The 21,653-nt window shown below is 67.2% G+C and carries 21 protein-coding genes; 14 read left to right on the top strand and 7 right to left on the bottom strand.

Annotated elements, in window-relative coordinates; genetic code table 11:
- Window positions 1-49 precede the first annotated feature (49 nt).
- Entirely contained in the window at window positions 50-991 is a 942-nt protein-coding gene (locus tag DBV10_RS12005) for an ATP-binding cassette domain-containing protein (protein WP_124513869.1), read from the top strand.
- Window positions 992-1,105: 114 nt separating this feature from the next.
- On the opposite strand, the gene purT is transcribed toward DBV10_RS12005, so the two are convergent.
- Both purT and cynS read right to left on the bottom strand, forming a co-directional pair.
- Window positions 1,106-2,308 (bottom strand): formate-dependent phosphoribosylglycinamide formyltransferase, encoded by a 1,203-nt coding sequence (gene purT / locus DBV10_RS12000; protein ID WP_124513868.1) that lies wholly within the window; start codon window positions 2,306-2,308, stop codon window positions 1,106-1,108.
- 137 nt (window positions 2,309-2,445) lie between these two features.
- Window positions 2,446-2,889 (bottom strand): cyanase, encoded by a 444-nt coding sequence (gene cynS / locus DBV10_RS11995; protein WP_124513867.1) that lies wholly within the window; start codon window positions 2,887-2,889, stop codon window positions 2,446-2,448.
- A 128-nt stretch (window positions 2,890-3,017) separates the two neighbouring features.
- Between cynS and DBV10_RS11990 the strand changes: the two genes are divergently transcribed.
- Window positions 3,018-3,875: an ABC transporter permease gene (locus tag DBV10_RS11990; protein WP_124513866.1), complete on the top strand. Its 858-nt coding sequence runs from the start codon at window positions 3,018-3,020 to the stop codon at window positions 3,873-3,875.
- A gap of 21 nt (window positions 3,876-3,896) precedes the next feature.
- Here DBV10_RS11990 and DBV10_RS11985 read toward each other — a convergent pair whose 3' ends face one another.
- Window positions 3,897-5,486 (bottom strand): GMC family oxidoreductase, encoded by a 1,590-nt coding sequence (locus DBV10_RS11985; RefSeq protein ID WP_124513865.1) that lies wholly within the window; start codon window positions 5,484-5,486, stop codon window positions 3,897-3,899.
- Between the two features lie 174 nt (window positions 5,487-5,660).
- On the opposite strand from DBV10_RS11985, the gene DBV10_RS11980 reads away from it, so the two are divergent.
- The 11 genes from DBV10_RS11980 (at window position 5,661) to DBV10_RS11930 (ending at window position 15,165) form a co-directional block, all read left to right on the top strand.
- Entirely contained in the window at window positions 5,661-6,509 is an 849-nt protein-coding gene (locus tag DBV10_RS11980; RefSeq protein WP_124513864.1) for a 3-hydroxybutyryl-CoA dehydrogenase, read from the top strand.
- An 83-nt stretch (window positions 6,510-6,592) separates the two neighbouring features.
- A complete protein-coding gene (locus DBV10_RS11975) occupies window positions 6,593-7,411 on the top strand; it encodes a crotonase/enoyl-CoA hydratase family protein (RefSeq protein WP_124513863.1) in 819 nt (272 codons plus the stop codon).
- 314 nt (window positions 7,412-7,725) lie between these two features.
- Window positions 7,726-8,187, top strand: coding sequence for a MarR family winged helix-turn-helix transcriptional regulator (locus DBV10_RS11970; RefSeq protein WP_124513862.1), 462 nt, complete (start codon window positions 7,726-7,728; stop codon window positions 8,185-8,187).
- Window positions 8,188-8,254: 67 nt separating this feature from the next.
- Entirely contained in the window at window positions 8,255-8,671 is a 417-nt protein-coding gene (locus DBV10_RS11965; RefSeq protein ID WP_124513861.1) for an organic hydroperoxide resistance protein, read from the top strand.
- A gap of 3 nt (window positions 8,672-8,674) precedes the next feature.
- A complete protein-coding gene (locus tag DBV10_RS11960; protein ID WP_124513860.1) occupies window positions 8,675-9,064 on the top strand; it encodes a DUF1304 domain-containing protein in 390 nt (129 codons plus the stop codon).
- A 135-nt stretch (window positions 9,065-9,199) separates the two neighbouring features.
- Entirely contained in the window at window positions 9,200-9,958 is a 759-nt protein-coding gene (locus DBV10_RS11955; protein ID WP_124513859.1) for a metallophosphoesterase, read from the top strand.
- A gap of 1 nt (window position 9,959) precedes the next feature.
- Complete coding sequence (locus DBV10_RS11950; protein WP_124513858.1) at window positions 9,960-11,396, top strand: bifunctional serine/threonine-protein kinase/universal stress protein; 1,437 nt, start codon at window positions 9,960-9,962, stop codon at window positions 11,394-11,396.
- 199 nt (window positions 11,397-11,595) lie between these two features.
- Window positions 11,596-12,690: a DUF2855 family protein gene (locus DBV10_RS11945; RefSeq protein WP_124513857.1), complete on the top strand. Its 1,095-nt coding sequence runs from the start codon at window positions 11,596-11,598 to the stop codon at window positions 12,688-12,690.
- A 44-nt stretch (window positions 12,691-12,734) separates the two neighbouring features.
- Entirely contained in the window at window positions 12,735-13,787 is a 1,053-nt protein-coding gene (locus tag DBV10_RS11940; protein WP_124513856.1) for a serine/threonine protein kinase, read from the top strand.
- Between the two features lie 159 nt (window positions 13,788-13,946).
- Window positions 13,947-14,711 (top strand): response regulator transcription factor, encoded by a 765-nt coding sequence (locus tag DBV10_RS11935; RefSeq protein ID WP_124513855.1) that lies wholly within the window; start codon window positions 13,947-13,949, stop codon window positions 14,709-14,711.
- Window positions 14,712-14,856: 145 nt separating this feature from the next.
- Window positions 14,857-15,165, top strand: a complete 309-nt coding sequence (locus tag DBV10_RS11930) for a hypothetical protein (protein ID WP_124513854.1) — start codon at window positions 14,857-14,859, stop codon at window positions 15,163-15,165.
- 146 nt (window positions 15,166-15,311) lie between these two features.
- Here DBV10_RS11930 and htpG read toward each other — a convergent pair whose 3' ends face one another.
- Entirely contained in the window at window positions 15,312-17,288 is a 1,977-nt protein-coding gene (gene htpG, locus DBV10_RS11925; RefSeq protein ID WP_124513853.1) for a molecular chaperone HtpG, read from the bottom strand.
- Between the two features lie 317 nt (window positions 17,289-17,605).
- Here htpG and aqpZ point away from each other — a divergent pair, with 317 nt between their 5' ends.
- Window positions 17,606-18,301 (top strand): aquaporin Z, encoded by a 696-nt coding sequence (gene aqpZ / locus DBV10_RS11920; protein WP_124513852.1) that lies wholly within the window; start codon window positions 17,606-17,608, stop codon window positions 18,299-18,301.
- 42 nt (window positions 18,302-18,343) lie between these two features.
- Here the strand turns inward: aqpZ and DBV10_RS11915 are convergent, their stop codons facing one another.
- From DBV10_RS11915 to DBV10_RS11905, 3 genes are all read right to left on the bottom strand, one after another.
- Entirely contained in the window at window positions 18,344-19,279 is a 936-nt protein-coding gene (locus DBV10_RS11915) for an exopolyphosphatase (protein WP_124513851.1), read from the bottom strand.
- Between the two features lie 120 nt (window positions 19,280-19,399).
- Window positions 19,400-20,677 (bottom strand): triacylglycerol lipase, encoded by a 1,278-nt coding sequence (locus DBV10_RS11910; RefSeq protein WP_124513850.1) that lies wholly within the window; start codon window positions 20,675-20,677, stop codon window positions 19,400-19,402.
- Between the two features lie 56 nt (window positions 20,678-20,733).
- On the bottom strand, window positions 20,734-21,573 hold the full coding sequence (locus DBV10_RS11905) for a pseudouridine synthase (RefSeq protein WP_124513888.1): 840 nt from the start codon (window positions 21,571-21,573) through the stop codon (window positions 20,734-20,736).
- Between the last annotated feature and the right edge of the window lie 80 nt (window positions 21,574-21,653).

The following is a 21,653-nucleotide window of genomic DNA, read 5'->3' as shown; positions in this document are numbered from 1 at the left end:
GCGGCTGATCGCATGCCCCGCAGCAACGGGCTTCGCACACAATCAGGCCATGACCGCACTCTTTGAAGCCCTGCAGCTGCGCAAACGCTACGGCGAGACCACCGTGGTGAATGACGTGTCGTTTGCCATTGCCCCGGGAGAATGCCTGGGCGTCATCGGCCCCAACGGCGCCGGCAAGACCACCACCATCCGCATGTGCCTGGGCCTCACGGCGCCCGATGGCGGGGCCGTTCATTTCACGCCCGGGCCCGGCAGCCCCCCGCTGCACATGCCGCGCGACGCGCTGGCCATCAAGGCGCAGCTGGGCGTGGTCACGCAGTTCGACACGCTGGACCCCGACTTCACCTGCGCCGAGAACCTGCGCGTGTTTGGCCGCTACTTCGGGCTCAAGGGCGCGGTGATGGACGGGCGCGTGCCGCAGTTGCTGGAATTTGCCGCCCTCACCCACAAAGCCGATGCCAAGCCCGGCGAACTGTCGGGCGGCATGAAGCGGCGCCTGTCGCTGGCGCGGGCCCTCGTCAACAACCCGCGCCTGCTGCTGCTGGATGAGCCCACCACGGGCCTGGACCCGCAGGCGCGCCATCTGATGTGGGAGCGGCTGCAACTGCTGCTGCAGCAGGGCAAGTCGATTTTGCTGACCACCCACTTCATGGACGAGGCCGAGCGCCTGTGCTCGCGCCTGCTGGTGCTGGACCATGGCAAGAAGATCGCCGAAGGCCGCCCGCGCGAACTGATCGCCCAGCACCTGGAGCGCGAGGTGGTGGAAGTGTTTGGGGTGGGCGCGGTGGCGCTCACGGAAGACGCTGCACTGCGCTCGCTCGCGGCCCGGGTGGAAGTCAGCGGCGAGACAGTGTTTTTCTACACCCAGAACGCCCAGCCGCTGCTGCAGGCCCTGGGCCAACATGGCCACCTGCGCACGCTGCACCGGCCGGCGAATCTGGAGGACCTGTTCCTCAAGCTCACCGGGCGGCAGATCCGCGAGGATGGCTGAGCGTTGAAGTCCATTGGCGTGGCGCGAATTTTCCGCGCCAGCCAACAGACGCTATAAAAACAATAGCTATCAGCGCTTATCCATCAAGCGGCAGCGGTCATTCTTCCCTGAACCTCACGCCTTCCGGGGTGTGACCTTGCTCGCCGCCAACTTGGCGTTGCTGCGCGCGGTGCCCACGTCCTCCGCACGCGCCAGCGCCACGCCCATGCGGCGCTTGGCAAAACTCTCGGGCTTGCCGAACAGGCGCAGGTCGGTGTTCGGAACGCGCAGGGCTTCGTCCACCCCGTCGAACACGATGCCCTGGGCCTCCACGCCGCCATAGATGACGGCGCTGGCGCCGGGGTTGCGCAGCGTGGTGTCCACGGGCAGGCCCAGGATGGCGCGGGCGTGCAGCTCGAACTCGCTCTGGTGCTGGGTGCACAAGGTGACCAGGCCGGTGTCGTGCGGGCGCGGGCTCACTTCGCTGAACCAGACGTCCTGGCCCTTCACAAACAGCTCCACGCCAAACAATCCCTGGCCGCCCAGGTTGTCAGTCACGGCCTTGGCGATCTGGCGTGACTTGTCGAGCGCGGCCGGGTGCATGGGGTGCGGCTGCCAGCTTTCCACGTAGTCGCCACTCACCTGCACATGGCCGATGGGGTCGCAGAAGCTGGTGGTGATCTGGCCGTCGGCGCCCACCGAACGCACGGTGAGCTGCGTGATTTCGTAGTCAAAGTCGATGAAGCCCTCGACGATCACACGGCCGTGGCTCACGCGGCCGCCGGCCATGGCGTAGTCCCAGGCTTTTTGCACATCGGCCGGGCCGTCGATCTTGCTCTGGCCCTTGCCCGAGCTGCTCATCACCGGCTTGACGATGCAGGGGTAGCCGATGCCCGCATCAATGGCCGCCTGCAGCTCGTCGAGCGAATTGCAGAACTTGTACGGGCTGGTGGGCAGGCCCAGCGTTTCGGCGGCCAGCACGCGGATGCCTTCGCGGTCCATGGTCAGGCGCGCGGCACGGGCCGTGGGGATCACGCGCACGGTGCCGGCAGCTTCCAGCTCTTCGAGCATGGGGGTGGCGATGGCTTCGATCTCGGGCACCACCAAGTGGGGCCGTTCGGCCTCGATCAGCGCCTTGAGTTGCGCCGGGTCGCTCATGGTGATGGTGCGCGCGTGGTGGGCCACCTGCTGGCCGGGGGCGTTGTCGTAGCGGTCCACCGCAATGGTTTCCACGCCCAGGCGCTGCAGCGCGATCAGCACCTCCTTGCCCAGCTCGCCGGAGCCCAGCAGCATGACTTTGGTGGCGTGGGGGGACAAGGGGGTTCCGAGGGTGGTCATGGGTGAGGCTTTCCAGAAGAAAAAAGGGGAGCGGACCGGTGTCGCGCGTGAGAGGCCAGCGGACGACGCCCCGCTCAGCCGGTGCCAGCGACTTTAATGCACCAGAAGCACGCGCCCTCACCTGCGCCCCTCGCCCTTCAGTACGACTTGTACGGCAGAAACTTGCCTGACAGCACCACCTGGACGCGGTCACCCTTGGGGTCGGCCTCGCGCGTGATGTCCATGCTGAAGTCGATGGCGCTCATGATGCCGTCGCCAAATTCCTCGTGGATCAGCTCCTTGATGGTGGTGCCGTACACGCTCACCACCTCGTACCAGCGGTAGATCAGCGGGTCGGTGGGCACGGGCGTGGGCAGCGATCCCTTGTAGGGCACCACCTGCAGCCATTTCTGCTCCTCGGCCGTCAGGCCAAAAATCTTGCCCAGCACCTTGGCCTGCTCGGGCGTGGCCGTCATCTGGCCCAGGCACAGGGCCGTGGTCCATTCCTTGGACTGGCCGACCTTCTTGGCAATGGCGTGCCACTGCAGGCCTTTGGCGACCTTGGTGCTGATGATTTTCTCGGTAACGTCGGTGCGGTTCATGGGGTCTCCTGGGGGATTGAAAAGACGCAGAGGGAAGCCCCCAACCCCAAGCAATGCCTGTGCCTGCCACGCGCGACCCCGGCACACAAGGGCTGGCGGCAGCCCATCCGGCATCGCACAATAGGCGCATGCAGACCGCCCCCTCCACCTCGCCCCCCGCCCTGGCCGACGTGCCCCCTCAGCCTTCCGCATGGCGGGCACCGAGCCTGTCGGCGCGCTGGTGGCCCGTGTTCCTGCGCAACCTGCTGGTCTGGCGCAAGCTGGCCATCCCCAGCCTGGTGGGCAACATCGCCGAGCCGCTGATGTGGCTGGTGGCCTTTGGCTACGGCATGGGGGCGCTGGTGGGGCAGGTGAACGTGGGCGGCGCGGGCGGCGACACCAAGGTGCCCTACATCCTGTTCCTGGCCAGCGGCTCGATCTGCATGAGCGCCATGAATGCGGCCAGCTTCGAGGCGCTGTACTCGGCCTTCTCGCGCATGCATGTGCAAAAGACCTGGGACGGCATCATGAACGCCCCCGTGAGCCTGGACGACGTGGTGCTGGCCGAGATGCTGTGGGCGGCCTTCAAGGCGCTGTTCACCGTCACCGCCATCCTGGGCGTGATGCTGGCGCTCTCCATCAGCCACAGCCCCAAGCTGCTGGTGGCCTGGCCGGTGCTGCTGTTTGTGGGCGTGATGTTCTCCAGCATCGCACTCATCTTCAATGCGCTGGCCAAAGGGTATGACTTCTTCACCTACTACTTCACGCTGGTGCTCACGCCCATGATGTTTCTCTCGGGCGTGTTCTTCCCGCGCGAGCAGCTGCCGCCCCTCGTGCGCGCCATCTCCGACTGGCTGCCGCTGACCAACGCGGTCGAGCTGGTGCGCCCGCTGTTCATGGACCAGTGGCCCGCCCACCCCTGGCGCCATGGCCTGGTGCTGGTGGTGACCACGGGGGTGGCGTTCTGGGTGGCGCTGGCGCTCACGCGCAAGCGGTTCAAAGCCTAAGAACGTTTTTACGATCCAACGTCACGCCCGCGCGCGCAGCAGGTCCACCGCCTTCTCCGCAATCATCACCGTGGGCGCGTTGGTGTTGCCGCTCACGATGCGCGGCATGATGGACGCATCCACCACGCGCAGGCCGGCCAGGCCGTGCACACGCAGTTCGGCATCCACCACATCCATCGCGCCAGGGCCCATGCGGCAGGTGCCCACGGGGTGGTAGATGGTGTCGGCGTACTGGCGAATGAACTGCTCGATCTCGGCATCGGTGCGCGCGCTGGCCGAGGCCGCCAGCTCCTTGGCGCCGAACTTCGCGAGCGCTGGTTGCGCCAGGATGGCGCGCGTGCGCTGGAAGCCGCGCACCATGCGCAGCATGTCCTGAGGGTCGGCCAGGAAGTTCGGGTCCACCAGCGGCAGGGCCATGGGGTCCTTGCTGGCCAGCGTCACCGCGCCCCGGCTCTTGGGCTGCAGCAGGCACATGTGGGCCGAGTAGCCGTGGCCAAGCACGGTCTTGCGGCCATGGTCCACCAGCTTGCCGATCACGAAGTGCAGCTGCAGGTCCGGCGCGGCCTCGGACGGATCGCTCTTGATGAAGCCCCCCGCCTCGGCGAAGTTGGTGGTGAGCATGCCGGTGCGGTGCCTGCGCCATTCAAAGACACCGCGCACCGCCTGCGCCACGCCGGACAGCGAGAGGCCAAACAGGTCCTTGAGTTCGGGCGCATCCAGCACCTGCACCACATCGGGGTGGTCGTGCAGGTGCTGGCCCACGCCCGGCAGGTCGTGCAGCACCGGAATGCCCAGCTGCTGCAGATGCGCGGCCGGCCCCACGCCCGACAGCATGAGCAGCTGCGGCGACAGCAGCGCGCCCGCGCTCAGCAGCACCTCGCGCCCGGCGCGCACCTGCTTGAACGCACCGCCCTGGCGGTACTCGACCCCTGCGGCACGGGTGCCGTCGAACAGGATGCGGGTGGCGTGGGCGCCGGTGATGACCTGCAGGTTGGGCCGCGCCAGGTGGGGCGTGAGGTAGCCCTTGGCGGCGCTGTGGCGCTCGCCGTTTTTGTGCGTGACCTGGTACAGGCCCACGCCTTCCTGCGTGGCGCCGTTGAAGTCGGGGTTGTGCGGATACCCGGCCTGCACGCCCGCTTCGGTGAAGTGGCGGCTGAAACGGTTGGGCGCACGCAGGTCCGCCACGTTGAAGGGCCCGCCCTGCGCATGCCAGGCATCGGCGCCGCGCTCGTTGTGCTCAGCGCGCAAGAAATAGGGCTTCACATCCTCCCAGCCCCAGCCGGGGTTGCCTTGCGCGGCCCAGTGGTCGTAGTCGGCATGCTGGCCCCGGATGTAGACCATGGCGTTGATGGAGCTGGAGCCCCCCAGCACCTTGCCGCGTGGCTGGTAGCCGCGCCGGTGGTTGAGCGCGGCCTGCGGCGTGGTGTTGAAGCCCCAGCCGTTCAGCTCGAACTTGGCCATCACGGCCAGCCCGGCGGGGCAATGGATGAGCACGCTGTTGTCGGCCGGGCCCGCTTCGAGCAGGCAGACCCGCACGGCGGGGTCTTCGGTGAGCCGACCGGCCAGTACGGAGCCGGCAGAGCCGCCGCCAACGACGATGTAATCGAACATGTTGTGTGTCTCCTCCGCCCTGCGGTGCAGCGGGTGGTTTATGTAGAGTGAAGTGCGGTTCGCACACCCCTGCGAACGGGCAGGGCGGGCCACGCCAAGGCACGATAACCGAACGGTCGTGCGATTCGCTTTACCATCCTGTCCATCCGTTTCACTTTGAAGAGGGCTCTCTATATGACGATTCAGACCGTAGGCATCATCGGCGCAGGCACCATGGGCAACGGCATTGCGCAGGCCTGCGCGGTGTCGGGCATCAACGTGGTGATGGTCGATATCTCCGATGCTGCAGTGCAAAAAGGCCTGGCCACCGTGGCCGGCAGCCTGGACCGCCTGATCAAGAAGGAAAAGATCACCGAGGCCGACAAGGCCGCCGCGCTGGGCCGCATCAAGACATCGACCAGCTACGACGACCTGAAGGCCGCGCAGCTCGTGATCGAGGCCGCCACCGAGAACTACGAGCTCAAGCTCAAGATCTTGAAGCAGGTGGATGCGCTGGTGGCACCCGAGGTGCTGATCGCCTCGAACACCTCGTCGATTTCCATCACCAAGCTGGCGGCCGCCACCAGCCGCGCCGACCGCTTCATCGGCATGCACTTCTTCAACCCCGTGCCCATGATGGCGCTGGTGGAGATCATCCGCGGCCTGCAGACCAGCGATGCCACGCACGACGCCGTCAAGGCGCTGGCCGAAGCCCTGGGCAAGAGCCCCATCACCGTGAAGAACGCGCCCGGCTTCGTGGTCAACCGCATCCTGGTGCCCATGATCAACGAGGCCTTCTTCGTGCTGGCCGAAGGCCTGGCCACGCCCGAGGACATCGACGCGGGCATGAAGCTGGGCTGCAACCAGCCCATCGGCCCGCTGGCGCTGGCGGACATGATCGGCCTGGACGTGTGCCTGGCGGTGATGGACGTGTACCTCACCGAGTTTGGCGACAGCAAGTACCGCCCCTGCCCGCTGCTCAAGGAAATGGTGGCCGCCGGCCGCCTGGGCCGCAAGACGGGACGCGGCGTCTATACCTACTGACGGGCGCCATGCGCGCTGTCCCCCCGGGGACCGCGCGCACTTTCCGTTGGGTTTTCAATCATGGGCAAGGAGACACCGCGCCCATGACAAGCATCACCCCCACCACACCCCCGCCCGAAGGCTGCATCGACACCCAGGTCGTCGGCCATGTGCTGCTGATCGGCATCAACCGCCCGGCCAAGCGCAATGGCTGGACGCCGCCCATGTTCCGCCAGCTGGCCGAGGCCTACACGCGCCTCGATGACGACCCCGACCTGCGCGTGGGCGTGCTGCATGCGTTTGGCGACCATTTCACCGCGGGCCTGGACCTGCCCGCCGTGAGCGCCTACATGCAGCGCGGCGAAAAGGCCATCCCCGAGGGCCTGGTGGAGCCCCACGACTACGGCCTGCCCGGCTACCGGCGCCGCACCAAGCCCATGGTGGCGGCCGTCAAGGGCATCTGCTTCACGGTGGGCATCGAGCTGATGCTGGGCGCCGACATCGTGGTGGCGGCCGATGACTGCCGCTTTTCGCAGATGGAAGTGCAGCGCGGCATCATGGCCACGGGCGGCGCCACGCTGCGCATGGCCGAGCGCGCGGGCACGGGCAATGCGCTGCTGCATTTGCTGACCGCTGACGAATTCGGCAGCGCTGAAGCGTACCGCCTGAACTTCGTGCAAAAGGTGGTGCCCGCTGCGCAGGTGCTCGATGAAGCCATCACGATCGCGCAGCGCATCGAGGCCCAGGCGCCGCTGGCCGTGGTGGCCACGCGGCTCAATGTGCTCAAGGCCATTGAGCAAGGCCAGGCCGCAGCGGTGGCGGACTTCATCCCCGTGCAGAAAGAGCTGGCCAACAGCGAGGACGCGGCCGAGGGCGTGCGCGCGTTTGTGGAGCGGCGGCCCGCGCAGTTCAGCGGGCGCTGAACGGGGCGCGGCGGCGGGCCCCACCGGGCGGCACCGGCCCCTTCGCACCAGCCTCCTCCGGTGGAGCGGGGTCGGCGGAAGCCCCACACCTCGGCCGGATGGGATCTCAAGCAAAAATGCCGGTCACCGCTCGTCCATCTTGCCAGACAAGCTATCAAAAGAGTAGCAGCCGCTTTTACCCAGCGCCCTGCGCAGGTACGCGCCTACCACGGCCTGAGCCTCCGTTCTCCCCCCAATTCCGTCCGCCCTCTCCGGCAATAAGGCTTTACGAAATTCAATTGCGCACAATTTAATTGATCGCCACAATTCACCCCATGCCCCGCCCCAGCACCCCCGTCACTCCCAGCCCCGCCATCCTGCGGCTGGACAACCAGGTCTGCTTTGCGTTGTATTCCGCGTCGCTGGCGATGACCAAGCTCTACAAGCCGCTGCTCGACCAGATCGGCCTGACCTACCCGCAGTACCTCGTGATGCTGGTGCTGTGGGAGCAGGACGGCGTGACCGTGTCCGAGCTGGGCGAGCGCCTGTTTCTCGACTCCGGCACGCTCACGCCGCTGCTCAAGCGCCTGGAGGCGCAGGGCCACATTGCCCGGCTGCGCGATGTGCAGGACGAGCGCCGCGTGCGCATCACCCTCACCGCCGAGGGCCGTGCGCTGCGCGACCAGGCCGAGGCCATCCCGCCCTGCGTGCTGCAAAGCAGCCAGTGCTCGATTGCCGAGCTGACGGCCCTGACCACCGAACTCAAACAACTGCGGGACCGGCTCAGCCAACGCTGACCGGCCCAGCCACCCCACAGATTCCCTCCACCGCCCGCCAGTGGGCAACAACCGCAAGGAAGACACCATGACCACACTCGAAAAAGTCCTGTACACCGCCAAGTCGCACGTGACCGGTGGCCGCGATGGCGCCGCCAAGACCGATGACGGCCGCCTGGAAGTCAAGCTGTCCTCGCCCGGCACCTCCGGCACTGGCACCAACCCCGAGCAGCTGTTTGCCTCCGGCTACGCAGCCTGCTTCATCGGCGCCATGAAGGCGGTGGGCGGCAAGATCGGCATCCCCGTGCCACAGGACGTGTCCATCGACGCCGAAGTCGATCTGGGCCCCATCCCGAACGCCTACGGCATCGCAGCCCGCCTGGCCATCAGCCTGCCCGACCTGGACAAGGCCACGGCCCAGAAGCTGGTGGACGCGGCCCACCAGGTCTGCCCCTACTCCAACGCCACGCGCGGCAACATCGACGTGACCATCACGCTGGTGTAAGCCATGGGCCGCCAGTTGCTTCCCCGCATCGCGGTGGCCCTGGTGGCCATCGAGCATGTGTACATCCTCGTGCTCGAAATGTTCTTCTGGAACAAGCCCCTGGGCATGAAGACCTTCAACCTGACCCAGGAGCTGGCCGACGCCACCACCACGCTGGCGGCCAACCAGGGGCTGTACAACGGTTTTCTGGCGGCTGGGCTGTTCTGGGGGCTGTTCACCGGCAACCGGCTGTTCAAGATCTTCTTCCTGGCCTGCGTGATCGTGGCCGGGGTGTTTGGCGCCGCCACCGCTGCGCCCAAAATCTTCTTCAGCCAGGCGCTGCCCGCGATCATTGCGCTGGGCCTGGTGCTGGCGCTGGCGCTGGACAAGCCAGCCGCACAGCGCAGCCTCTGAATTACAAAAACAATAGCTGCCAGCGCTTGATGGACAAGCGCTGGCAGCTATTTTTATGGGACGCCCCGGTGGGTATTCCCACCTGCAAGCTGGCGTTCAGCCCCCGGCGCGATGATGAAGCGATACCCTCGCACCATGAAGATCGCCCTCCTCTCCGACATCCACGCCAACCGCCAGGCCCTCAGCGCCTGCCTGCAGCACGCCCACGCCCAGGGCGCCGAGCAGTTCGCGCTGCTGGGCGATCTGGTGGGCTACGGTGGCGAGCCCGTCGCGGTGGTCGAGCAGGTCCGTGACCTGGTGCAGCAGGGCGCTCTGTGCGTGCTGGGCAACCACGACGCCATGGCGCTCGCGCCCCCCGCCAACCCGCGCAACCGCAGCGAGCTGGGCGCACAGTGGACGCACGACCAGCTGGGCAACAGCCACATCGCCTTTCTGCAGTCGCTGCCGCTCACCGCGCGCTTGGGGCCCAGCGCGCTGCTGGTGCATGCCAGCGCCGACATGCCCGCCCAGTGGCGCTACGTAGAAGACTCTAACGCCGCCGAGCGCAGCATGACCGCCGCCCAGGGCATCGACCCCGCCATCCGCTACGTGTTCAGCGGCCATGTGCACGAACAGGTGCTGTACTTCCTCACGCCCACCGCCAAGCTCATGCGTTTTGCGCCCGAGCCCGGCGTGCCCGTGCCCGTGCCGCCACACCGCCAGTGGCTCGCCATCGTGGGCTCGGTGGGCCAGCCGCGCGACGGCGATGCGCGTGCCATGTACGCCCTGTTCGACGACACCGCCAAGCAGATCACCTTCTACCGCGTGCCCTACGACCACCTGGCCGCCGCCGCCGCCATCCGCGCGGCATGCCTGCCGAGCTTCTATGCGGACCGGCTGGAAAAAGGCCAATGAGATGAAGCTGCTCGCCCCCGGCACCGAGATCGACGGCTTCCGCGTGGTGGACTGCATCCACGCGGGCGGCATGGCGCACATCTACGCCGTGGAGTACGCGCAGGAAGGCCGCAGCCCCGGCTTTGCCATGGCGATGAAGATCCCGCGCATGACGGCGGGCGATGGCGCCGAGAACATCGTGAGCTTCGAGGTGGAGCTGCAGATCCTGCCCGTGCTCAGCGGCCCGCATGTGCCACGTTTTGTGGCCGCGGGCGACCTGGTGCGCCTGCCCTACCTGGTGATGGAATACATCCCCGGCCAGACGCTGCAGCACTGGCTGGACCAGCCCGAACGCTGCGACACCGCAACAATAGCCCGCCTGGGCGCGGCCACCGCGCGCGCGGCGCACAGCCTGCACCAGCAGAACGTGTGCCACCTCGACCTCAAACCGGCCAACGTGCTCGTCAAGGAAGACGGCACGGCCGTGCTACTGGACTTCGGCCTCTCGTGCCACGCCCACTACCCCGACCTGCTGGCCGAGGAGATGCGCCAGGCCGTGGGCTCGCCCGCCTGGATTGCCCCCGAGCAGGTGGTGGGCGTGCGCGGCGACCCGCGCAGCGACATCTTTGCCCTCGGCGTAATGCTGTACGAGCTGGCCACGGGCGAACTGCCCTTTGGCGCGCCCACCACCAGCGGCGGCCTGCGCCAGCGCCTGTGGATGACACCCGCGCCGCCACGCAAGCACCGCGCCGACCTCCCGCCCTGGCTGCAGGAGGTGATCCTGCGCTGCCTGGAGCCCGAGGCCTCCCACCGCTACCCCTCGGCCGCGCACCTGGCGTTCGACCTGGCCCACCCCGAGCAGGTGCACATCACCGACCGCGGCGAACGCACCGAGCGCACGCCGCTCTCCACGCATTTCAAACGCTGGCTGCGGGCAGCGGGCATGCACTACCAGCCCAGCCCGCTGCCGTCGGCGCAGATCGAGGACACGCCCATCCTCATGGTCGCCGTGCCCCATGCCGATGTGAGCGATGCCACGCTGTACTCGCTGCGCCAGGCCGTGGGGCGCTCGCTGGGCATCCGCCCCGGCGCGCGGCTGGCCTGCGTGACAGTGATCTCGCCCGGCGCCAGCAGCACCAGCGACAGCAACCGCAGCGAGACCACGCTGCACCGCCAGCACATGGCCCGCCTGCGCCAATGGGCCCAGGCGCTGGACCTGAGCGGGCACACCGTGAGCTACCACGTGCTCGAAGCGGGCGATGTGGCCCAGGCGCTGGTGCGCTACGCGGCCAGCAACCATGTGAGCATGATGATCCTGGGCGCCGCCACGCACGGGCTGCAGATGCAGCGCTTCATAGACACGGTGCCCGTGCGCGTGGCGCGCGACGCGCCCTGCACCGTCATCCTGGTCAAGCAGGCGCTGCCGTTCGAGCAACTGGGCCAGCCATTCTCGGGCTGACGCGGCTTCGCGTTCCGCCATCCCATCCCGTTCGGGCTGAGCTTCGTCGAAGGGTCGACGCCCTGCGCAGCGCTTCGGCAAGCTCAGCGTGAGCGGCTGTGTGTGGTTGGCGTGGGCCCGGTGTCCCTCCACAGTGCTGCTGTCGCCCAGGCGGCGCGCCCCGCTTGAGCGCACGCCCGCTTTCGTTTAGCGTGGCGGCATGAGCACCACCACCCTCCTCGTGCGCCAGGACCAGTTGGCCACCACCCGCCTGTTGACCACCGAAGACACCGCCCTCGCCGAGGGCCAGGTCCGCGTGCGGGTCGAGTCCTTTGCCCTCACGGCCAACAACATCACCTACGCCGCCCTGGGCGGCATGCTGAGCTACTGGCAGTTTTTCCCCAGCAACGAACCCGGCTGGGGCATCGTGCCCGTGTGGGGCTTTGGCACGGTGGTGCAGTCGCTGCACCCGGCCGTGGCCGTGGGCGAGCGCCTGTACGGCTACTGGCCCATGGCCAGCCAGGCCGTGCTCTCGCCCCAGCGCGTCAATGCCGCAGGCTTCAGCGATGGCGCCGCGCACCGCGCGGGCCTGCACGCCGTCTACAACCACTACCTGCGCACCGGCACCGACGGGCTGTACCGCGCCGACAACGAGGACGTGCAGGCGCTGCTGCGGCCGCTGTTCATCACCTCCTGGCTCATCGATGACTTCCTGGAAGACCAGCAATTTTTCGGTGCCAAGCGCATGCTGCTGTCCAGCGCATCGAGCAAGACGGCCTACGGCACCGCGTTCCAGCTCGCGCAGCGCGAAGGCATCGAGGTCATCGGCCTCACCTCGCCCGGCAATGTGGCGTTTTGCGAAAGCCTGGGCTGCTACAGCCGCGTGGTCACTTACGACGCACTGGACACCATCGACGGCGCCACACCCAGCGTGTACATCGACTTTGCAGGCAGCGTGGGCCTGCGCCAGCGCATCCATGCCCATTGCACGGGCCTGGCCTACAGCTGTTCGGTGGGTGCCAGCCACGTGCAGGACCTGGGCGGCGCGGGCCAGCTGCCCGGCCCGCGCCCGGTGATGTTCTTCGCCCCCGCCCAGGTCAAGAAGCGCCACGCCGACTGGGGTGCCCAGGGCCTGAACGAGCGCCTGGTGGCGGCCTGGAACCAGTTCAGCACCGCCGTGTCGGCCGGGCCCCAGCCCTGGCTGGTGGTGCAGCACCATGCGGGGCCCCAGGCTACGCAGACGCTGTTCGCCACCGTGCTGGCAGGCAGCGGCGACCCGCGCGCCGGGCATATCGCCACGATGCGGCCCAACTAACGCGCGCGGCCCGGCGGCCGAGGGCCTGGCAGCGACAATGGGGCATGACCCCATTGCCCCCCGATACCGCAGCCAACAACCCACAACATCCCTACGCCCAGCTCACCCCCGACCAGGTGCTGGACGCGCTGGCCAGCGTGGGCCTGTATGGCGATGGCCGCCTCATGGCCCTGTCGTCGTACGAAAACCGGGTGTACCAGGCCACGCTGGAAGACGGCCAGCGCGTGGTGGCCAAGTTCTACCGGCCCGGCCGCTGGAGCGAGGCGCAGATCCTCGAAGAACACGCCTTTGCCGCCGAGCTGATGGCCGCCGAGGTGCCCGCCGTGGGCCCGCTGGTGCTGAACGGCACCACCCTGCACCAGCATGATGGCTTTGCGTTCTCGGTCAGCCCCTGGCGCGGCGGGCGCCAGCCCGAGCTGGATGACTTCGAGGTGCTGGAATGGATCGGCCGCTTTCTGGCCCGCATCCACACCGTGGGCGCGGCCCAGCCCTTTGCGCACCGGCCGGTGCTGGATGTGCAGACCTTCGGCACCACCTCACGCGACTGGCTGCTGGACAACGACATCCTCCCGCTCGACGTGGCGGCCGCCTGGAAGACACAGTGCGATATTGCTCTTGAATTGATAGCTTATACAGCCCGCCAGGCAGGCCCAGGAGGCTCATTTGGCTTGAAGGATGCCGCCTCCATCCGCCTGCACGGCGACTGCCACCCCGGCAACATCCTCTGGACCCCGCTCGACGAATGGGGCCGCGGCGGCCCACACTTCGTGGACCTGGACGACGCACGCATGGGCCCGGCCGTGCAGGACCTGTGGATGCTGCTGTCGGGCGACCGGCGCCAGCGCACGCACCAGCTCGGCGCGCTGCTCGACGGCTACGAACAGTTCCGCAGCTTCGACCGCCGCGAACTGGCGCTCATCGAGCCGCTGCGCACGCTGCGCCTCATCCACTACAGCGCCTGGCTGGCGCGCCGCTGGCAGGACCCGATCTTCCCCGCCAACTTCCCCTGGTTCGGCAGCAGCGACTACTGGCGCGGCCAGGTGGACATGCTGATCGAGCAGATCGAGGCCATGCAGGAAGAGCCGCTGGTGGCCTGACCGGACGTGGACACGCACGGCCGGCGCCCGCCCGACCATTGCAAACGATTGTCAACCCCTGCGCACAGCGGCCCGATGTGGGGCACCATCAAGGCACTCCCTCCCCAAGGGGGTGTTTTGTAGTTGATTTTCACGGCCCCCGGCCCCGAGCCCACCACCATGCGCATCGCAGTCCTTGACGACGACCTTCTCCTCCTGGAGCAGATCAAGGGCACCTTGGAATGCCACCACCATGTGTGCCACACCTATGCCGACGGCAGCAGCCTGCTCAAGGCCCTGCGGCAGGAAACCTTCGATCTGCTGATCGTGGACTGGCATCTGCCCGACATGGAAGGCACCGAGGTCGTGCAGACCGTGCGCGACATGGGCGGCATGCAATTGCCCATCCTGTTCATCACCCGCCGCAACGACGAGCGCGACGTGGTCGAGGCCCTGTCGCGCGGTGCGGACGATTTCATGAGCAAACCCCTGCGCATGGGCGAACTGGTGGCGCGCACCACCGCCCTGCTGCGCCGCGCCTTCCCTGAGAGCATGGGCGCCCGCATGGCCTTCGGGGCCTACCGTTTTGATGCCGACAAGCGCGCGCTGTCCGTGCACGGCCAGCCCATCGACCTCAAGAACCGCGAGTACGAGCTGGCCCTGTTCATGTTCCGCAACGCAGGCCGCCTGCTGTCCCGCACCCACCTGCGGGAGGCCGTGTGGGGCGACGCCACCGAAACGCCATCGCGCTCCCTCGACACCCACATGTCGCGCCTGCGCACCAAGCTGGAGCTGACCGAAGCCAACGGCTACACGATCTCGGCGATTTACGGCATGGGGTACCGGCTGGACCCGGCCTCCCCACGGCCACACGCCGCACCCGAAGCGTCGGCTGCGACGCCATTCCTGTGCTCCGCTGTCACCGAGCCACTGGAAACCCAGTAACGACGCCGGACCCTGAGCACCTGCGCCTGACGCCCCAAGGTCATGGAGGCTGGGCGTAACCAAGCACCCAGCCATGCAAGACCGGGCTTGAGTCGCCCGTGGGTCGTGGGCTATGCTGCGACCAGCGCTTCACCCGACGCCCCCCATGAAAGATTGGCTTCGCACAGCCCTATCCATCCGCCAGCCACGCCGCCCCGCGCCGGTGGGGCCTTTGCCTGCGGTGGGTTCAGGCATCCTGCGCGGCTCACTGAAGATGGCGGTCACCCACCCCATCGCGGACGAGTTGTGGGACTGGCTGGTGCTCTCTGGCTGGCGCAACCTGCCGGTGGAGACCGACCGGCGCCGGGGCATGCGGCTGCCCGAGGGGGCCCTCAAGACCTTGATCGATGCCGACCCGCAGGAACGCAATCAGGTGTATGAACGCATCCTGGAGCAGGCACTGCCGGAGGAGTAGCGCCGGCCCCGCACAAAGAAAAACCCCGGGTGCCTCTGGCCGCCCGGGGGTTTCACTGTTGATCGCTGCTGGCGCGCTTTCTATCCACCAGCGGGTGGGGCAGACTCCCGCCCCTCAAGGCGAATCTGCCACCACCCCATCCACCGTCACGCCAGCAGCGCGTTCACGCGCTTGACGTACGCGGCCGGGTCTTCGGGCAGGCCGCCTTCGGCCAGCAGCGCCTGGTCGAACAGGATGTGGGCCAGGTCGTGGAAATGCACGCTGCCGTCGAGCTTCTTCACCAGCGCGTGTTCGGCGTTCACCTCCAGCACGGGCTTGGATTCGGGGGCCTGCTGGCCGGCCTGCTTGAGCATGCGGGCCAGTTGCGTGCTCATACCGTCGTCCTGCACCACCAGACAGGCGGGCGAATCGACCAAGCGGGTGGTCACGCGCACGTCTTCGGCCTTGTCTTTCAGCGCTTCTTTCAGCTTGGCGAGCACGGGCTTGAAAGCCTCGGCGGCCTCTTCGGCGGCCTTCTTCTCGGCCTCGTCCTGCAGCTTGCCCAGGTCCACCGCGCCCTTGGCAACGCTCTGCAACGGCGTGCCATCAAAGTCGTGCAGGTAGTTCAGCGCCCACTCGTCCACGCGGTCGGTCATCAAGAGCACTTCGATGCCCTTCTTCTTGAAGACTTCGAGTTGCGGGCTGTTCTTGGCGGCGGCCAGGGTATCGGCGGTGATGTAGTAGATCGCCTCCTGGCCTTCCTTCATGCGCGCCTTGTAGTCGGCAAAGCCCACCGTCGCGGCATCGCTGGTGGTGGATGCAAAACGCAGCAGCTTGGCCAGGCGTTCGCGGTTACCAAAGTCTTCGCCCAGGCCTTCCTTCAGCACCGCGCCGAACTCGGCGTAGAACGCGCTGTACTTGCCTTCCTTGGCCTTGTCGTCGGCATCGACCACATCGGTCACGCCGTCGGCATTCGCGGCGGCATCGTGCTTGTCGTGTTTGGCCAGGTCTTCCAGCATGCTGAGCACGCGCTTGGTGCTGCCTTCGCGGATGGAGCGCACGTCGCGGCTTTCCTGCAGCAGCTCACGGCTCACGTTCAGCGGCAGGTCGGCCGAGTCGATCACGCCCTTGACGAAGCGCAGGTAGGTGGGCATCAGCGCCTCAGCGTCGTCCATGATGAACACGCGCTTGACGTAGAGCTTCACGCCGGCCTTCTTGTCGCGGTTCCACAGGTCAAACGGCGCCTTGGCGGGGATGTACAAGAGCTGCGTGTACTCGGTGTTGCCTTCCACGCGGTTGTGCGCCCAAGTCAGCGGGGCCTCGTGGTCGTGGCTGATGGCCTTGTAGAACTCGGCGTACTGCTCTTCGCTGATGTCCTTCTTGGGACGGGACCACAGGGCGCTGGCCTTGTTGATGGTTTCCCACTCGCCGGTCTTGACCATGCCGCCGGGCTGGCGGCCGCCGTTTTCGTCCGACGGGTTGATCAGCTCGCCATCTTTCCACTCTTCCTTTTCCATCCGGATGGGCAGGCTGATGTGGTCGGAGTATTTGGCGATGACCTGTTTGAGCTTCCAGGCGTTGAGGTATTCCTCGGCGTCGTCACGCAGGTGCAGGATGATGCTGGTGCCGCGCTGGGCGCGGGTGATGGTTTCCACCTCGAAGTCGCCCGTGCCGCCGCTGATCCAGCGCACACCTTCGTCGGCCGTGAGGCCCGCGCGGCGCGATTCCACGGTGATCTTGTCGGCCACGATAAAGCCGGAGTAAAAGCCCACGCCGAACTGGCCGATGAGCTGGGCGTCCTGCTTCTGGTCGCCGCTGAGCTTGCCCATGAAGTCCTTGGTGCCGCTCTTGGCGATGGTGCCCAGGTGGTCAATGGCCTCTTGCTGGCTCATGCCGATGCCGTTGTCGGTGATGGTCAGCGTCTTGGCGGCCTGGTCGAAGCGCACGCGCACTTCGAGGTTGGGGGCGTCTTCAAACAGCGCGGAGTTGTTCAGGCCTTCAAAACGCAGCTTGTCGCAGGCGTCCGACGCGTTAGAGATCAGCTCGCGCAGGAAGATTTCCTGGTTGGAGTACAGCGAGTGGGTAACCAGGTGCAGCAACTGCGCTACTTCGGCCTGGAAAGACAGGGTTTGTTTGGTGCTCATGGTGTCTTGAAATGGGCTACTTCATACGGTCTGGAGAAATGTCCTTGGGCACCCTGCAGTGCAAAAGACATTCGCGCGTGCTCACCTCGGGGCGGATGGGCCAATTTCAAGGCCAACAGCACTCCAGCGGCCGCGAAAGGGGCTGGCGGCATACCATCTGGCCCGGCGGCGCTGGTGCCCGGCCCATACCCCAGGGAAGCATTGTTGACAATTTGCGCGCAATTAACGCTTGTTCAGCGCAATTTGCGCTCCTAAGATGCCGCATCTGCTGCGGGCCCGCGCCGGCAGCCGGCCCACCTGTTTTTTGGACAAGTCCCATGCCCACCTCTTTGCAAAAATGGTCTGCCGAATTCCTCGGCACGTTCTGGCTCACCTTTGGCGGCTGCGGCAGCGCCGTGCTGGCGGCCGCGTTTCCGCAGCTGGGCATCGGGTTTCTGGGCGTGGCGCTGGCTTTTGGCCTGACGGTGCTGACGGGGGCCTACGCATTGGGGCCCATCTCGGGCGGGCATTTCAACCCAGCAGTGTCCGTGGGGCTTGCACTGGGCGGGCGGTTCAAGGTGTCCGAACTGCCCGGCTACGTGGTGGCCCAGGTGCTGGGCGCCATTGCCGCAGCCGGGGTGCTCTACCTCATCGCCACGGGCAAGCCCGGTGCGGACATCGGCGGCTTTGCCACCAACGGCTATGGCGAGCATTCGCCGGGCGGCTATGGGCTGCTGGCGGCCGTGGTGGCCGAGGTCGTGCTCACAGCGGTGTTCCTGATCGTGATCCTGGGCGTGACCTCGCGGCGCGCCGCCGAAGGTGTGGGTGGCATGGCCATCGGCCTGTGCCTCACGCTGATCCACCTGATCTCGATCCCGGTGACCAACACCTCGGTCAACCCGGCACGCAGCACCGGCCCCGCACTGTTTGGCCCGAGCTATGCGCTGTCGGAGTTGTGGGTCTTCTGGGCCGCGCCCATTGCGGGTGCGCTGCTTGGCGCCGCCATTTACCGGGGGCTGTTCGGCGAAGACTGAGCGGCCCTGGGCCCGCCCGGCCTGCGCCCGCAGCAGGCTGGCTCAGTTTTCGAGCGTGATGCGCTGCACCAGCGTCTGCAGGATGGTGTCGGCCTTGTCGTTGGCCACCTGGCAGGTGCCTGCAGCGGCATGGCCGCCACCGCCGAACTCCAGCATGAGGTTGCCGATGTGCACGTGGCTGCTGCGGTCCAGGATGGACTTGCCCGTGGCGAACACCGTGTTCTGCTTCTGCAGCCCCCACATCACGTGGATGGAAATGCTGCACTGCGGGAACAGCGCATAGATCATGAAGCGGTTGGTGGCCCAGATGGTCTCTTCTTCGCGCAGGTCCAGCACCAGCAGCTTGCCGATGCAGATGGCACAGCGCTGCAGCTGCTCCTTGGCCTTGGCCGCGTGCTCGCGGTACAGCTGCACCCGCTCCTGCACATCGGGCAGGGCCAGAATGTCGTCGATGGAGTGGTCGCGGCAATACTGGATGAGGTCCATCATCAGCGCGTAGTTGCTGATGCGGAACTCCCGGAAGCGGCCCAGCCCGGTGCGTGAATCCATCATGTAGTTCAGCAGCACCCAGCCCTGGGGGTCGAGGATGTCCTCGCGCGAATACTGGGCCGAATCGGCCTGGTCCACGGCGGCCATCATGTCGTCGGTGATGCGTGGAAAGGCCGCCTTGCCGCCGTAGTGGTTGTAGACCACCCGTGCGGCCGAGGGGGCATGCGCCTCGATGATGTGGTTTTCATCGCGCCGGCCCGAGTTGCGGATGGTCTCGGACTCGTGGTGGTCGAACACCAGGTGCGCGCCGGGCACATAGGGCAGGTTGGTGGTGATGTCGCGGCTGGTGATGGCGACCTTGCCATCCTGCATGTCTTTGGGATGGACGAAGGTGATCTCGTCAATAAGGTTGAGTTCGTTGAGCAGCACGGCACAGACCAGGCCGTCGAAGTCGCTGCGGGTCACCAGGCGGTATTTCACATCACTCACAAGTTTCTCCTTGTTACCTATTGCTCCATGACCACATCGTAGCCGCACCCCGGTGCCTGGCACACCCCGCCCCCCGAGAAAAAAAGACGGCCGCGCAGGCGAGGAGGCACGGGGTGGGCGTCATGCCGGCGCCATCCACTGCACCAGCTGCTGCGCCACGGCAGCGTCGCCCAGCAGCGCCAGGTGGCCCATGCGGTAGAAGACGGCCTGCCGGTCCTTGGCGAACCCGAGCCCCCGCTTTGCATCATCGTGGATGCCCAGGGCGCTGTGCAAGGGCACCAACCCATCCCCCACCAGCCGCTCGGCCACGGGGCTGCGCCGGGCGGCCAGCGTGGCCGCCACCGCATGGCAGGCCACCCCGGCGGGCAAGGGCACGGGGGTGCGCTGGTCGGGGCGGCTGCGGAAGCGGTCGCGGCCCTGCCAGTCGGCATCGAGCACATGGCCATAACGCAGATCGGTGATGCCCGCGCTGCGCAACTGTGCCAAGCGCGCAAACGGCCGCGAATAGGGGGTGCTGCCCAGCAGCACATCCACCCAGCTCCCCGCCCGCTCCAGCGGCGCGCCATGGTGCGGCGTGCCCAAAAAGACCACCTGGCGCAACCGGGGCAGCCAGCCGCTGGCGCCCGCAGTCTGGGTGGCCGCGTGGTGGCAGGCGCTGCGCACCACCAACCCGCCCATGCTGTGGGCCAGCACGGCCAGCTCCGTCACGGGCACGGGCCAGGAGGCCACCAGGGATTCGAGCAGGGCCGACAGCTCAGCGCCGTTGGTCGAGGTGTGCTGGCCGGTGTTGTAGCGCAGATACACCGGCGTGTAGCCCAGCGCCTGGGCGAGGTGGGCGCCATGGTCATGGCCGCCGTGCTGCCACTGCAGGTCGTTCATGCACAGCCCATGCACCAGCACCAGCAATTTGCCGCTGGCCGCGCCCGCAGCGCCCAGGGCGCGCACATCGAGCGGCAGGCCCTGCTGGTACCAGCCCATGCGGGTGCACAGCGGGTTGTTGTCCTGCTGCAGCCGGTCGCCCATCACGCCGTTGAGGGCCGCGATGACCGCCTCGCGCTCCCACAGCACCTCGGTGCCAGGCGCGCCGGCAGAGAAAAAGGGCTCCAACCGCGCAAGCCCCGCCTGCAGGCCCGCATCCACGAGCTGCGTCACCCCCCGGATGCTCTGGTACACCATGCCGGTCAGCCCTCCGGTACGGCCCGGCTGGGCCCCACCGGGCAACCCCAGGGTGCCGCGCACCGACTGGTGCACGCCCTCGGCCACACGGCTGATGCCGGCCGTGGCCTGCGTGGCCAGGCGGGCCACGCCCCGCAGGTCGGAGGCACGCAACTGCCGCAGCGGGTTGGTTCCAGAAGCCGGGGCGCTGTTGCGCATGCGCGGTGGGCGCGAAGAGGGCATGAGAAAGGCTCCGATCCAGAAAAAAAGGCGGGGGGTTGTGCGGAGCCCGGCAGCTCTCAGAAGCGCTCGTTGGGCGACAGGTAGCGCCACTGCCCCACGGGCAGGTTGCCCAGGGTCACACGGCCGATGCGGATGCGCTTGAGCCCCACCACCTTGAGCCCCACCAGCTCGCACATGCGGCGAATCTGGCGCTTTTTGCCCTCGGTGAGCACAAAACGCAGTTGCTCGGGGTTTTGCCAATCGACCTTGGCGGGCTTGAGTGGCTCGCCGTCCAGGCTCAGGCCATGGCGCAGGCGTTCCAGCAACTCCTTGGGAAACACCGCCTGCACATTGGTGCTGACCGGGTCACGCTCGTTGATTTCCTGCAGCGGCGCGGAGCGCTCGCCGGGGTGGCGTGGCACCGCCTGGCCCGGGGCCTGGTAGACCACGCGCACCAGGTACTCCTTTTCCATCTCGGAGTCCTCGCCAATGATCTGCCGGGCCACGCGGCCGTCCTGGGTCAGCACCAAGAGGCCCACCGAGTCGATATCGAGCCGCCCGCAAGGTGCCAGGCCCCGCAGCTGCGGCGGGGAGAAGCGGTTGCGGCTGGGGTCATCGCGCCAGTGGGTGCGGGGGTTGATCAGTGCCACGGCGGGTGTGTGGCCATCCTCGGCCTGGCCGCTCACATAGCCGATGGGCTTGTTCAGCAGGATGGTGACGCGCTGCTCCTGGAACCCCTGGGCGATCTTGTCCACCTCGATGCGGTCGGCGGCCGTGACCTGCTGGCCCATGGTCGCCACCACACCGTTGACCTTGACCCAGCCCTGCTCCACCCAGTCGTCAGCCTCACGCCGCGAGCACAGGCCCAGCTCGGCCATGCGCTTGTTCAGGCGCGAGGTGAGCAAGCCTCCCACCATCCCCGTCGCTGGCGCAGGCACCTGGCGCACCGGCGCCACAAAGGTACCAGACGCAGTGCGGTAGCTGGGCGGAGCGGGTG

Origin of the sequence: Acidovorax sp. FJL06, from assembly GCF_003852545.1 — a bacterium.
Classification (GTDB): Bacteria; Pseudomonadota; Gammaproteobacteria; order Burkholderiales; family Burkholderiaceae_C; genus Acidovorax.
The sequence above is the reverse complement of the archived record's forward strand: the minus strand, read 5'-3'. Positions and strand labels throughout refer to the sequence as shown.

Bases quoted from the DNA above. Each gene is read 5' to 3' on its own strand.
- purT (WP_124513868.1), bottom strand. From the start codon at position 2,308: ATGACCACCCTCGGAACCCCCTTGTCCCCCCACGCCACCAAAGTCATG.
- DBV10_RS11960 (WP_124513860.1), top strand. From the start codon at position 8,675: ATGGGCCGCCAGTTGCTTCCCCGCATCGCGGTGGCCCTGGTGGCCATC.
- aqpZ (WP_124513852.1), top strand. From the start codon at position 17,606: ATGCCCACCTCTTTGCAAAAATGGTCTGCCGAATTCCTCGGCACGTTC.
- DBV10_RS11980 (WP_124513864.1), top strand. From the start codon at position 5,661: ATGACGATTCAGACCGTAGGCATCATCGGCGCAGGCACCATGGGCAAC.
- DBV10_RS11985 (WP_124513865.1), bottom strand. From the start codon at position 5,486: ATGTTCGATTACATCGTCGTTGGCGGCGGCTCTGCCGGCTCCGTACTG.
- DBV10_RS11945 (WP_124513857.1), top strand. From the start codon at position 11,596: ATGAGCACCACCACCCTCCTCGTGCGCCAGGACCAGTTGGCCACCACC.
- htpG (WP_124513853.1), bottom strand. From the start codon at position 17,288: ATGAGCACCAAACAAACCCTGTCTTTCCAGGCCGAAGTAGCGCAGTTG.
- DBV10_RS11930 (WP_124513854.1), top strand. From the start codon at position 14,857: ATGAAAGATTGGCTTCGCACAGCCCTATCCATCCGCCAGCCACGCCGC.
- DBV10_RS11940 (WP_124513856.1), top strand. From the start codon at position 12,735: ATGACCCCATTGCCCCCCGATACCGCAGCCAACAACCCACAACATCCC.
- DBV10_RS12005 (WP_124513869.1), top strand. From the start codon at position 50: ATGACCGCACTCTTTGAAGCCCTGCAGCTGCGCAAACGCTACGGCGAG.
- DBV10_RS11955 (WP_124513859.1), top strand. From the start codon at position 9,200: ATGAAGATCGCCCTCCTCTCCGACATCCACGCCAACCGCCAGGCCCTC.
- DBV10_RS11965 (WP_124513861.1), top strand. From the start codon at position 8,255: ATGACCACACTCGAAAAAGTCCTGTACACCGCCAAGTCGCACGTGACC.
- DBV10_RS11935 (WP_124513855.1), top strand. From the start codon at position 13,947: ATGCGCATCGCAGTCCTTGACGACGACCTTCTCCTCCTGGAGCAGATC.
- DBV10_RS11950 (WP_124513858.1), top strand. From the start codon at position 9,960: ATGAAGCTGCTCGCCCCCGGCACCGAGATCGACGGCTTCCGCGTGGTG.
- DBV10_RS11905 (WP_124513888.1), bottom strand. From the start codon at position 21,573: ATGGTGGGAGGCTTGCTCACCTCGCGCCTGAACAAGCGCATGGCCGAG.
- DBV10_RS11975 (WP_124513863.1), top strand. From the start codon at position 6,593: ATGACAAGCATCACCCCCACCACACCCCCGCCCGAAGGCTGCATCGAC.
- DBV10_RS11970 (WP_124513862.1), top strand. From the start codon at position 7,726: ATGCCCCGCCCCAGCACCCCCGTCACTCCCAGCCCCGCCATCCTGCGG.
- DBV10_RS11990 (WP_124513866.1), top strand. From the start codon at position 3,018: ATGCAGACCGCCCCCTCCACCTCGCCCCCCGCCCTGGCCGACGTGCCC.
- cynS (WP_124513867.1), bottom strand. From the start codon at position 2,889: ATGAACCGCACCGACGTTACCGAGAAAATCATCAGCACCAAGGTCGCC.
- DBV10_RS11910 (WP_124513850.1), bottom strand. From the start codon at position 20,677: ATGCCCTCTTCGCGCCCACCGCGCATGCGCAACAGCGCCCCGGCTTCT.